This is a genomic window from Cohnella faecalis, from assembly GCF_003570905.1.
Taxonomy (GTDB): domain Bacteria; phylum Bacillota; class Bacilli; order Paenibacillales; family Paenibacillaceae; genus Cohnella; species Cohnella faecalis.
Window position 1 is genome coordinate 1,563,618 of sequence record NZ_QXJM01000039.1, and the last position, 13,950, is coordinate 1,577,567.

4 protein-coding genes are annotated in these 13,950 nt (G+C 55.0%); all 4 read left to right on the plus strand.

Annotated features, from left to right (window positions below):
- The first annotated feature begins 192 nt into the window (after positions 1-192).
- The 4 genes from D3H35_RS20280 to D3H35_RS20305 all read left to right on the plus strand — a co-directional run bounded on the left by D3H35_RS20280 (position 193) and on the right by D3H35_RS20305 (position 13,882).
- Positions 193-903, plus strand: a complete 711-nt coding sequence (locus D3H35_RS20280; RefSeq protein ID WP_158594203.1) for a S1 family peptidase — start codon at positions 193-195, stop codon at positions 901-903.
- A gap of 3 nt (positions 904-906) precedes the next feature.
- Positions 907-2,013 (plus strand): hypothetical protein, encoded by a 1,107-nt coding sequence (locus tag D3H35_RS20285; protein WP_119150967.1) that lies wholly within the window; start codon positions 907-909, stop codon positions 2,011-2,013.
- 1,444 nt (positions 2,014-3,457) lie between these two features.
- Entirely contained in the window at positions 3,458-6,241 is a 2,784-nt protein-coding gene (locus D3H35_RS20300) for an Ig-like domain repeat protein (protein WP_119150970.1), read from the plus strand.
- A 33-nt stretch (positions 6,242-6,274) separates the two neighbouring features.
- A complete protein-coding gene (locus D3H35_RS20305) occupies positions 6,275-13,882 on the plus strand; it encodes an S-layer homology domain-containing protein (protein ID WP_158594204.1) in 7,608 nt (2,535 codons plus the stop codon).
- Positions 13,883-13,950 lie beyond the last annotated feature (68 nt).

Here is a 13,950-nt window from a genome sequence, read left to right on the forward strand (position 1 = left end):
AGCCGGTTATGGTTGGGCTGCTGGTCCGGGGAGCGCGTGAGTGGCGGGAATAGCCGGCTATGGTTGGGCTATTGGCCAGGGATGCGCCGAAGGCGTGTTTGCCGGGCTTCTCGTCTTTTGTCGAAGTTTGGGAGATTTTTGAGAGACCGTCTTTATATACTGTCCATTAGTAGATTGAAAGAGAGGTTCGACATGAAGCATATAAACAAAAAGGTGATGCTGGCGGCAGCAGGTTTAATTCTGCTATTGGGCTATATTTCAATTTCCAGCGCTGATCCGTCGGAAACAAGCGATGCGGAAGGGATATATACCAATGCCGAGCAGGCGGTATTTTATGTTCGGGCTCTAAGGTCCGATGGGACGATAAAGGATACGGGCACCGGGTTTATGATCCGCCCGGACGGCGTAGCCCTCACAGCTTATCACGTTGTGAAGGAGGCGGATCAGGTAGCTTGCGTCATGAACGACGCCTCCGTCATGGCTTGCCCGGTTATCGCTTACGATGTGGCGTCGGATACGGCGGTCCTAAAAATATCTCCCGAGCCCGCAGCAGCATCCGAAAAACAGAGGAGCTTCCCGTATTTGCCTCTTCGCGCAAGCGCGGTGAAGCACGGGGAGAAAGTATTCGCCATCGGCTATCCGATGAAGGATACGAAAATCGTTACCGAAGGCGTCGTGAACGCTCCGCGAGCGGCCGTCAACGGCAGAGACCGCATCCTGATGTCCGCCGATTTGGCGAGCGGCATGTCAGGCGGGCCGTTGCTGGATCGATACGGCAAAGCGGCGGGAATTCTCTCAGGTTCCTTGCGCACGATGAACGGCATTCATCTGGCGGTTGACGCCGAAGCGGTGAACCGGGTTTTGAAACAGGCTAATCTATCTGCAAGCGGAAAGGAAGAGTAGAGGATGATACGATTCAGCGCTTTGGCCAAGAAGGCAACGACTCTATTGCTGGGCTTGTCTCTATTGACCGGCATGCTGCAGGGGCTTACGGCAAGGAAAGCCGAGGCGGCCGGAACATACGAGGACCGGTTCGTGTACATGGCAAAAATTATGAACAACGGCACGAGCGTATCGTGGGGCGGCGATGAGAACTTTGTCTCGGCTCTGAGCAGCTATAATATGTGGCCCGTTTTTGCCCAGCAGCGGAGCAATCCGTCGAATTTTCCCGGAATTTGGGGCAAGTCCAGCGAAAGCGACGATATCGAGGATTACCCCAACGGAGGCGGCGTCTATACGACCGACGGGCATTTTTGGGGCGTTATTCAAGTGTCCAGAATTCCCGCTCTCAAGGCGCTGGCGGAAGGAGGACATGCCAAATTCCGGATCAAAACTCATCTCAATTCCACGACGGATAACGGTGCCTACATATGGGCTTACGCCAACAATTCCTACAGCTATACGGAATTCGATTACGACGAAACGTACGACAGCAACTACAACAGCGCAGGATCGGCAAAAAGGTGGGAAGCCATCTCCCGGTCTACCGATCCCGACAAGACGGTCGACTCCGGCTGGAAGTCGTTCGACGCCGACGACTACATCGTCATCCAGACGGAAACCCACGGTGCGGGGACGCAGGTGGAAGACATCGTCCTTAGCTTCGGCGATTTTACATCTCCTTCGATTACGAACTATACGTTTACGTCCGACGGGACGGAAAGAGAGAACGCGGCGGGACAGCAGCAGCTATTTTTGAAAAAAAATGAATCTATTCATTTGCAGTACAACTTCAGCGAGCCTGTAAGAGCGACCGGGCTTGCTCCGGCCAATATTTACGACAAGCATCTGCTCTATACGGTTCCGGGCGGCAACGGCCTGCCTACCGACGGCCAGCCGCAGGGCATGAGTCTGCCCAAGGGTTCTATGACAATTCAATCAAATACAATCCGGCCGATTCGAGCACATTCAAATATATTACGAATCTTCCCTATACATACACGGCCTCGGATTATCACCATACCGGCAACATTCCTATTGCGAACGGCGGAGAACTGGAATCCAAAAGCCTGAACGTCCTGTACAGCATGAAGGAAAGGCTAGAAGCTGCCGACTTCCACGACGCGGCGGGCAATCCGCTGATCATGACCAACATGAACCGAGCGAGCGCGGACAGTCTCGGTTATGTAAGAAACAAGACAGTAAATCCGTTCAATTACGACAATAACGGCTACCGGGTTATCGTCGATGCCGTGCCGCCGCAATATACGTTGACGGGCAACGGCATTACGCCGGAAATTCCGACGGGGCTAACCCTGAACGAAGGGGATGAGCTGCCGTTCACCGTACAGCTTACGGAAGATACGATCGTCAAAGAAGGGTTGTCTGCCGAAGGCCTGTATTTGCTGTTCAACAACGGCATGAAGGCCAAGTACGATGCCCAGGAGAGCACGGGACCGAACACGAAAATATGGAAATTCAAGCTGACGGTTCCGGCCGGAACGACCGTAGACGCCCCGCTACTGAAAGTGATCGCCTTAACCCACGAGGACAAAGGAACGGACACGGGAGTTCTTCAGGATTATTCCGGCAACCTGCTGATGGACAAGGCGAACAAAGACAGGACGGAAGCTGCGAACCCTTCAATGGCAGTGCCTTATACGAAAATAGACTGGGCGCAATTATCCATCGACAACACGCTTCCAGAGGTCGGGTTCCGATATGCCCCGGCAGGCGTCACCGGCGACGCATACGCCAAATACGGCAAAATCACAATCGACGCCAACGATCCGGCGCTTAAAGTTCCTTCTCTCGACCCGGATCAAAGCGTACCCTCGCGGCCGAGCAAAGGAATCTATCGTCCGAACAATATGACCGGAGCGGGAACGGGAGGAGCGCCGGAAGTGGGGCTCGTCTACTACACTTGGAGCCGGGATCCGCAAGATCCGTTTACCGGCAAGGAAGAGGACAACTTCGCTGCGGTCAAGCGGTTTTCCTTGGCTGCCAAGCAGCCCGGAGACGGACTGTATCCGGGCAATGACATGGCGCTTCGCGTGGTCAACAACAAGACGAATGATATCGAGCCTCCGGCAGGCGCTTTGACGGCCGAAAGCAGCGGAGCTTGGTATCTTCACGTCTGGACGGCGGACATGTCCTGGGATTCCGCGCGGGAGCTCATCCAGTACAAGAAGATGAAATCTTATGAAGCTTCCAACCCGCAAGCTTTTCAGAGCTGGAAAACGGAATACAAAAATAACAACGCCGGAGCTTCGGACGCCGACGCGCAAAAATATGCGGAAAATCAGGCCATGATGCAGACGGGAAATTACGCCCAATGGCCTCTGGAAGATTTCAAGCACAACGATTCGAACTGGGTATATGCAAGGGCGACGCTTCTGCTAGACAACCAAAATCCCGAGATCGTTTTCGGGGCCGTCAGCGGAGACAACACCTCGGAGGTCACCGTACAGGCTGCCGTGACGGACGAGCATAGCGGCATAGACGTTGAACAATTCCAATGGGTCAAGCAGGGGAAGAGCCGGCGGAAATCGATTGGCTGGATATTCCGGCAAGCGGCGAAATTGCGACCTTTAACCATGTGCAGGAGGACGGAGTCTTTCAACTGTATGCGAAAGCGATCGACAAAGCCGGCAACGTGACGGTGGCGAGAATGGACAATGCCGTGACCGTCAACTCTGCCGTCAATGTCAGCGCCGCTTTCCATCCGGGTACGGACGGCAGCTACATGAAAAGTCCTGTCGTTTACTTCGGAATTCAAGGAATCGGCGTGGAAAGCGTGAAATATGCCGTAACCGGCTCTTCCGCAGCTCCGGCCCAATATTCTTCGGTCGCCGAGGCTGTCTATGAAGCCGTTCTCGGACTTGAGAACGGAGAGGTGTACGTCATTCCCGCCAATACCGCCCTTAACGGCACTTATGTCGTCCACGTGAAAGTCAAGGAAGCGGCTGCGAACAGGTACTACACCTACTCCAAGCTTTACAGCGCGGACAATGCGGCTCCCAAAGTAACGTTCAGCCCCGGCGGCGTTTCCTATCCGCTGGAGCGGCACAATGTCAAAGCTGCGGTAAGCGACTCCTTAAGCGGAGTGGCACTCAAGCAATATCAATGGCTGAAATCCGGCGAGCCGGCTCCGGTCAAGGAATCTGCCGGCTGGGCGGAGCTGCCGGAGGATGGCGCGGTCAGTATTGACAATAACGGCTTGTCTCCGGGAGAAATAGCCGACTATGTGCTCTACGTTGTCGGAGAGGATGCCGCCGGCAACAGCGTTGTAGCGAGTACGGGAATATTCAAGGTGACCCGCAAAGCGGAAGCCGAAGCTCCTGCGGCCGCCGATTCGGAGTTGCTCTATGTCTACGGAGATTCCGGCGACGGATATACGGCGGTAGTGAGATTGAACCTGGAAAATGCGATCAAGGAAGGCTACCGTTACTCCTTGTCCTCGGACGGAGGAAGCACATGGAGCAGATGGCTCCCCTATTCCAGCTTCGCGGAGGTCGGAGGACTGACGGATGACAATCCGGCAACGATCGGCATTAAAGCGAAGTTCAGATCGCCGGACGGCAAGGAAAGCGAGCCTGTCGGCTTGCGTACGGATTCCGCTTCAACCGACGAGCCGGTGTACGGCATACCGTCGCACAATACGTTAAGACCCGTCAAATCCGACGATTTCGTTCTGAGCATTAAAGTTCCGACAGGCGTCCGAGCCGTCCCGTCCGTCGGGCTGAATCCGGCCGAACCTGCCCGGATCCGGGGCAATCAATTCCGCGTGACCAAGAACGGCGTTTATTCCTTCGATCTGACGGACTTAAGTGACGATACGCGGTCTGCCGTTCTTCTGGTCGTGGTCGACAACATGGACGATATCGCGCCCGAAGGAACCGTCGAATATTCCATGTTGTCGCCAACCAACTCCAACGTTCAAGCCAGACTTGTAACGTCGTCCGAGCCGGTAAGAGTCCTGAACAATAGCGGCAGATCGGTCTATACCTTTGCGGAAAATGGAACCTTTACTTTCCGGTTTGAGGACGAAGCGGGCAATACCGCTTCCGTAGTCGCGGAGGTAGATAACATTGACAGAACTCCGCCCGCAGCGAGAATCGTACGCTCCTATGCTTACGGGGAGAACGGAAGCCGAACCTTCGCAACGTTGAGGGATGGCGACGACAACGTGGTGCTCGCTCAAGGCGTCGTCTTGCACGTCGAGAAAGCGAATCCGTTGGATGAAGATTTCAAGATCGTTTCGGGCACGAACGGCGGCATAGTCAGGACAAACGGCGAGGTTCATTTTACCGTAGTCGATGCGGCAGGCAATACAGCGGTGCTGACAGAGGACATTGCCGACCTCGCTCCGTTCCTGTCGGACCCTGACAGCGTGACGTATGAATTTGTCGACGAGAACGGCGTTCCTCTGCCGGAGGATCGCATCGCGGTCATAGATGGCGTAAAGGTGGCCAAGGGCAAGGTGAAAGTAACCGTGTCCGGCACCGTGCTTGCGCCGAACCGGGCATTTCTGGGCACGGCTCCCGCAAGCAACGGCAACGGCGGTTATTCCAATCTGATCAGCGACGAGAACGGAAGCTACAGCTATTCCAGAACGTATTCGGCCAACGGGCAAACGTATCTGGCAATTAGCGACCTTCTGGGCAATGTGAACAAAGTGCCGATTGTCGTCCGGGGACTGGACAACACGGCTCCCGTCATCAAGCTTAACAGGCCGATTGCCTCCGTTACGCGGAACAAAGCGGACTTCAACGCTTTAACGGATCTGGGAGGTTACGTCGTGTCCGATAATGCATCGAAGCCCGCCAACCTTGTCGTGGAGGCCAGCAGCCTGAATCTATCGCAAGTCGGCACGCAAACCGTTGTCTATACAGTTAGAGATGAAGCCGGCAACACGTCCACCATCCAGCAGAAAGTTTACGTCCTGCCGGAGGACGGCATGATGATTGTCGGCAACGGGCTGCTTCTGTCGGCGGCTCAATCCGAGAAGGTGCTGTTCGATACGAATATCGTTACTTTCGACATATCCAGATACAACCTGATGGATGTCGGCGGCACGACGATGGAGAATGAGTGGGGAACCTACGATATTTACTATCAAAGCGGACTTTACCGGGAAGGCCAAATGAAATATATCGCTCAGGGCATATCCATGTCGGAGCTTCTAAACCGGACGTTCACGGTACAATTCCCCGCGACGGGCTGGTACACCGTTATTGTCAGAACGCAGGAGAGAGAACGCGAATTTACGACATTCTTCATCGCAAACATGGGCCAATAAATGAAAACCGGGCTGGGAGGCAAGATCAGCTTTATGACAAAGATGAGGAAAAGACTGATTGCGATAATCGTTCATACGCTGCTTGCGGCATTCATTATGAACATGGTTCCTGCGGCGGCGCTTGCGGCGGAGCTGCGGCAATCCGGCGTAACGGAAATAGCGAATGAGTTTATCAAGATTACGGTTGACAATACGTCGGGACGCTTCGGTATTCGCACGGTGGAAGGTCAGCCTATCAGGAAAAAGGATCAGAACGTCAATATGCTGTTCGGAGGGGATGATCCGCAGACCTCCTTCACCACCTTCCGCATCGACGGAACGGATTACATTTTCGGAAATCCTTACAAGTTCGCAGCGGATTTCTTTTCCGAGGTCGAGCAGCCCCGGATTGTGGACAATATCGACGGAACGCGTCAAATTGAGACGGTGTGGCGCATCAAGGGCGTCAGCATCAAACAGATTCTGATGCTGTACACCCGCTCGTCGGACCGCGACAATGCCGGCAACGTCAATATTCGCTACGAGGTTGTGAACCATTCCGGCGCCGATGTACAGATAGGCAGCAGGCTGCTGCTGGACACGATGGTGGGAGGCAACGACGGCCCCGCTTTTCAGATCGGCACTTCCTACAACGCGCCTCTTATGGTGGAGAGAAAGCTCGTTCACAACCCCGAGGACGACCCTAGCATCGCGGAAGGGGAGAGAGCGCTGTACAAGCTCCCCCCTTACTGGGTAATGAGGGATAAGCTGAGCCCGACCAATCCGTTGGCAACCCAAGTGATTGCCTACGGACTGAACAACTTCTCGGAGAATAACGTCAACATTGTCGACGAGATGATCGTAGGCCACTGGAACAGCCTGGCTAACACGAAGTGGGACTATACGGTCAATCCGAATCTCGATTTTACGAGAGATACGAACGACTATGGAACGGCCGATTCCGCAGTGGCCTTCTACTGGAATCCCGATAGAATTGCAACAGGCTCTTCCAAAAGCTTTGAAACGGTGTATGGCTTGGGAGAGCTCGTTCAGCCGGACAAAGTGTTTTCCATCCGGTATATGGATACGGCGGAGCAGCTGGCGACGCTTGATGACGGAAGCGCCTATAAAGACGAAGGCATCTTCGATATTATCGCCGAGGTCGAAAATTTGCAGTCTTTTCAGATGGAGCATTCCGGTATTGAATTGGAGCTTGCATTGGAGGGCGGCCTTGACTTCGTACAGGTGGACGAACGGGGCAATGTGGTCCGGGACGAAGACGGCAAAGCCGTTACGACGCCGTACAGATCGGCCAAGCTCACGTTCCGCAAGGAAGCTACCCCCGAGGAAGCGAGCCAGGGCATTCAGCCCAAATACAAGCCCGGGGAATCGGTCACCGCATCGTTCAAGGTGAAGGCGAAGGGCAATCCGTGGCCGTCGGTCAAAGAATATATGCTTACGGCCAAAAGCCCGGAGACCGAACGAAAAGTAGAGTCTATCGAGGACGAAGGAATAAAAGCGGAATACGTTTCTTCGAAAGGGGGATTCATCTTGCTGCCCCCGGTGGGAGAGGCAACGCCTACATACGTGTATGGGTTGTCCCCCGAGGAAGCGTACCGCGACGATGAGAAATATATAACGGTCAACCTGTCCAATATCGAAGCATACCATGCAGGCAATGCCAATATCGAACCGAATTTCGATCTGTTCTTTAAAGAGGTGCTGACAGGGAAGCGGTACAAGGTTCCCGTCCGGGATTCGGTGCTGATCCAGCCTACGGACGAAGGACTTACGGGAGATATGCGCATTACTTACCGTACCGGAGACTTGGTCGACGATTATGGCAATGTCCTGACAGCGAATTTGGGTCCGGAGCTTCCGCTCGGGCAGTACCAGGTGCAAATCGACTATAAGGGCGGGACGGGAGCCGATGAAGAAGCGGCTTCTATCTATGACATAACGAGCAAACAAACATTCCTGGTGACGGATAACCAGAAGGCGAGAATCCGCGAAGCGAAAATTCTTACGGTAACGAAAACGACGCTCGATCTGCGGGTGAACGCCATCAACGCCGTTGTGAATACGGACGAGAAGCTGGCCGAAATCAATCGCGCGTATCCGAATTACAACGTATCGAGCATCGGTCAGCTTGCGGCGGACGTTACAGCGTTCGCAGCCTTCAAAACAAGTCTGGTAGCAGCCAGCAAGGCGATCGACCCCGCCTATGAGGAGTCCGGACTGCTGGATTTCGAGAACGTAGCGGCGTACCGGATCGAAACTTTCCAAAGCGAGGCGGAGCTTCAGCAAAGCAAGGCAAGCGGAGACGAAATGCTTGTGGAAATTAGAGGGATGATCAAGCAAATCGGCAGCGGCGATCAGGCGGAATATGTGGTCGATACGAAAACCGAGCCCGCCCTTATCAATAAAACCGTCGCTTACAAAGGGAAGGACATCGTGTTCGTCAAAGGGCGGCTGGAAGCGCTTGGCTTGAGCAGCGGCCTCCCGTTCGTAAGCACTCTTACAGTCAAAGGAGAGGGCGACTTAAAAATCGCCAATAGCGGCTTCCTCTTCTATAGAGGAGAGTGGACGCTAGACTTCTATAACAGCTTCAAGAAGTCTTTCAGACTGAGCGAAGAGGAGCAAGCGGCTCAGGACGAGGCGGCCAGACAGAAGCTGGCGGAGGAAAAGAAGAAGAAGGCCGAGTCCAATCCGGAAGACAGCAGCCTGAACGGCGCGCTGAAATGGGCGGCAGGCGCGGCAAGAGAGCGGATGAATCCGCTTAGGCAAATCAACATCGATTCCGTCTATTTCAACAAGTACAGCATGTATGCTACTCCCGGCTTTTCCATTAGCGGTCTTTCGCTCGCTTTGAGCGATTTCCTGCTCCGCGAGGACGGAGTTTCCTTTGCCGGAACGCTTAATCTGAAAGTGCTGGAAGCCGAGGTCAAGGACGTTCTGTTTAACGACAAAGGCTTCGTAGGCGTGGACACGGCGTTGAAGTTTAATTTGGAGAAGGATATGGGCCTGCTCAAATCCCAGAACACCGAGACGACCGGTCCCGACGGGAAGAAGCAGGTTGTGAAAGGCACCGGACCTACGGGTGATGTAAGCGGGGAAATCAATGTTACTCACTACGTGCAGAGCGTTGAGGGCATATCCAACAAGTACGGACTGAAATTCAATGCGGAGCTGAAGAGCATCGCGACCATTAACGCCGAAATCGGTTTTAAGCAGGTGGCCGACGGCCGCATACTGCCCGATGTTATCGCTTTTGGCGCAGAAGACATGGACCCGGGCATCATGATCGCGGGAGCGACGTATTTGACGGGCGTAAGAGGGGCCATCAGGGAGCTCGCGGATACGATTGCCGGCGGCTCGGACGGCGTGCCTCTCACTTTGGAAGCGGGCGTTGACGTTTCTTTCGGCCTGCCGCCCGCCACCTTCTACGGCTCCATAGACCTGATGCTGAAAATGTCAGGAATCAAGCTGGAAGGAAAGCTCGACTACGCGCCAAGCTCCAACTCGGAGCGGGTCGAAATGCTGACGATGGCGCTGATCGAGGCGCAGTGGATGACTCCGTGGTTCGTGCGGGCCGAGGCGGAGCTGGATGTGTTCGGCTGGGACGTTATTATCGGCAACGCCAGAATTTTCGTCGGTCAAAATTTAGAGAAAAACCGCATCGATTTCGAAGGCTTCGTCGGAGCGAAGGTTCAAATTCCGTCGGACGTTCCTATCGTCGGAGGCATCCCCATAGGAAGTGTGTTCATGGGTCTGAACAACGATAAAATTTGGGGCGGCGTCGGCATCGGAATCGGCTTCATTATGATTCAAGTAGGCATTACGTATTACTGGAGCGGCGATCTTGAATTCGGCACATCGGGAGAAGGCTTGCCGGACGGGCTTGCCTACCTGCAGGTGCAAAATCCGGAGGGCAGACCGAAGCTGGTCGTAATCGGACAGGGGATCAAGCCGGTCGCTACTTCCTGGACGTCAAGAGAAGATCAAATTCACGAGATTACGTACCGAAGCGCAGGGGAAGGCATCAGCATCCTCGATAACGGCGCCATGGATATCGGAATCGGCGGCATTACCGTATCGAACGGGGGCAAAAACCATGTGCTTCCGATGGAAAGCGTAACCGGCAACGCCTTGCTGGAGGTAGAGTACTTCGAAGACACGGTTCCCGAGCTTATCTTGCAGGATAAGGCTGCAGGTACAAGCTACCCTGTCGTCTACTACGAGGCCGGGGCAACGGCAACGCAGGGCAGCGTAAGAGAAAAAGGGCATCTGCCGGGATATACGCAGTTCATCCCGGGCTCCGCGTCGGAAGGCACGTACGACCGGAGAAAAGCGTATATCGCCATTCCGAAAGAGGTCATAAGCGGCGGAAGCTGGACGCTATATTCGAGCCGGTCGGTCGAATCCAAGCTGCTGGACGTGCCGCTGCCGTCTACATTGGACGAGGTAAAGCTTGTCCGCGACGGCTCCAATGCCAATGTGTTTACAGCTTCATGGAAAGCAAGCAACGTCAAGCAAGGGGATACGGTCAACCTTTATTTGACGAAGGACGCGATTACGGGCCAGAAAGATACGGTTGCGGACAGCAACGGCCATACGTACGACGTTCCTGCGGCCAAGGACCCCGGCGTGCTGATCGCCAAGGATTTGCCGGTTGGCGCGACAGGCGTCGGCAGCACAACGATCGATGTCAGCCAGGTTTCTCTACTGGGAAGCACGGAGGACTTGCGCGGTCTGATCAAGCAAGGGGACTATTACCTGAGAGCGGAGCTGCGGTCCGTATCGAATTTTGCAACGAAAACTTCCGCGGACAAATTCCGGATCGTCGATCCGCTCGCGCCTCAAGCGACTGGCGAAGTGGAAATCGTTCCCGCAGGGAACGGATATTTCGAGCTGAGCTTCAAGCCCGGCGCAGTCAAGGCTGGGCAAGAGGACTATCCGCGAAGCTTCCATATCGACGCGCTCCGGGATGACGCAGACGGCGAGCTCTCGCCGTATGCCAACTTCGGGACTGTTGTGCTTGAAGGGGAGGAGCTTCAGAAGTACTGGAACCCATCTACAGGCCGTTACGAGCATATTCGTCTCGGAGGCTGGACGGCTATGTCCACCTCGAATGAGGTCGATCACGGCACCCTTGCGGGAAGCGCTGGAGACGAGCCTGTGAAATATAGAGGTCTTGAAACCGGCAAAGTGTATGCGGTTGGCGTGACAGCCTCCGTGAAGCCTCCGAAGAGCGCGGACAAAAATGAGAATTGGCATTTTGCGAGCCGGGTGGATTCCGTAAGAACGTTGCTCCCCGCGCCGCAGAAGCCGAAGCTTACCGCTTTGACAGGGACGACCGGGGCGGCGGGGAAATCGGTTGCCGTTCTGACGTCGGATACCGCTCAGTCTATCGAGCTCGTATCCGACCAGCAGGATGTGAGAGTGGAAGCCATCTATTCCGACAAAATCGTCGCGGGATTGGAGCTAGCGAACAAAGCCGGCGGAAGCAAGGGAGTGCTGAACCTAAGCGACTTTTCCACTGACGGAACTTACGGGATAGAGCTGAAAGCTATTAATAAGCATACAGGCGATTTCTCTATTACGATGTTGTATTTGACAGTCGATACAACTGCGCCCGTCATTTATATCGACAAGCCGAAGACCGGCGACAGGACGGCGAACGGCAGCATTGCCGTATCGGGAACGACGAGCAGCGACGCGGTTCTTACCGTCAACGGAACCGTCATCCCTGTAGAGACGAACGGCGCATTCAGCGGAACGGTTCCCGTAACGGGAGACGAGGCGAAGGTGAAGCTGAATTTTGCGGCGGTAGATGGAGTAGGGAACCGCAACGAGGCTGTTGTGGATGTGACCAACGACGGCTTCAAAGCTCCGGTAGCTCTTGTATTGAGGAAGCCTGCGGCGATGAAGCTCGGGGACAGCAAGAGCGTAGAGGCGTTCCTCCGATATCCCGACGGGAAGGATGGAGCGGGCAAGGCTCGCTACAAGGAGGTGCCTGTCCCGGGTGAGGATATGGACAAGCTGAGCTTCTCGATCTATATGGGCGAAGCGGTCCGGGTCGACGAAGAAGGTGAATTGCAGGCCGTCAAGTTCGGATCCGGCATCGTAAGCGCAAGCTTCCGAGTGTCCGAAGATGCGGTGCTTAGCGCGATGACGGCGGTGAGCGTTCCGGGCCAGCTGGAAGCGATCGCGGCATCCTCCAGCATCATCGACAATGCAGCGGACAAGACGAGAATCAACATTGCCAATGCGGGAAATATGGACGGCGCGGAGCTTGTTTACAAGACAGGAGCCGAAGTACCCGAGCTGTACGATGATTTGTCGGCATGGAGTCTGCTGCCCGCGAGCATGGCTATTCCCGCTGCCGACGGGGTGTCCGTCGTAATCGCCAAGCGGAGCTCCGACGACAAGCTGGCGCTGGGAGCAAGCTCGAAAATAGCCGCTCAAGTATGGAAATTTACCGGCGGCGGTGGCATTGGCGGAGGCGGCTTTCCCGGAGTTCCGGAATCTCCGCAAGAGACGGTGGACGTCCTTGTAAACGGGAACCCCGTTGCCGGACAGAAAGCCGAAGGCATTGTGAGTATCCCGATAGAGGGCAAAGACTTGGGTGCCGGGGAGATCGGCATTTCGGCAAACGATAAAACCGCGCATTCCTTCATCTTCAATATGGATAAGGATGTACGGGAAGATCAAGACATTCGATTGGAAACACCGATTGCATCCGTGCTTCTGAGGGCAAATGCGTTCATTAGCGGCGCGAACGGGTTCCAGGTGAAAATATCCAAAAACACCGATACCGACGCGCAGAAGCTTGGAGAGATCGCGGCGGGCTTGCATGCGGCGCTGCTCGGACAAGGCGCGACCTTCGATATTCCAGCCAGGGAAGATCGATATACAACGGTCAGAATGCCGGTTCCCGATCATGTCGTCGCCCGGGATATTACGGCGGTTATTCTGAAGGATTCCGACGGAAGCTGGACGACCGTCCCGTGGAAGCTGGACATTGTCGGTGACAAGGCCTACGTAGAAGCAAGTATTGCAGGAAACGGCAGCATCGCCTTTATCGGCAGCCAGTCCTCGTTCAACGACGTCAAGCCCGGTTTCTGGGGCAAGAAGAGCATTGACGAAGCTGCGGCCAAGCTGTTTGTTGTGGGCAAGGGCAACGGCACGTTCAAGCCGAACAGCGAAGTCACAAGAGCAGAGCTCGTCACCGTGATGCTCAAGGTTGCTGGACTTATGAATAAGACCGCGACGGCAAATTTCAGTGACGTGAACAGCAAGGACTGGTTCTGGCGCAGCGCGGCTATCGCGTCGGAGAAGGGGATCGTCTCCGGCTACGAAGACCATACGTTCAGGCCGAACGGGAAAGTGACCCGGCTGCAAGCTATGGTCATGGCCGGAAGAGTGCTCGAATATGCGGGCGTAATCAGCTCGATCAGCGACGAAGAGGCCAAGCAAATTGTTAGCCGGTTTGCGGACGGCGCTTCCTTGCCGGAATGGGCCCGCAAAGCGGCAGCCCTATGCATCAAGAACGGCGTCATCGCAGGAAGCGGCGCCGGACTGGATGCGGCAGGCTTGCTGACAAGAGCGCAGGCGGCAGCCATTGCGATGCGTCTTGATAAGCTCGTAACGCCCGATTAATTCCAATAGCTTGACTATCATCAACAGCCTGAAGCCCGTTCTGTACGGGTTTCAGGCTGGATGAGCAT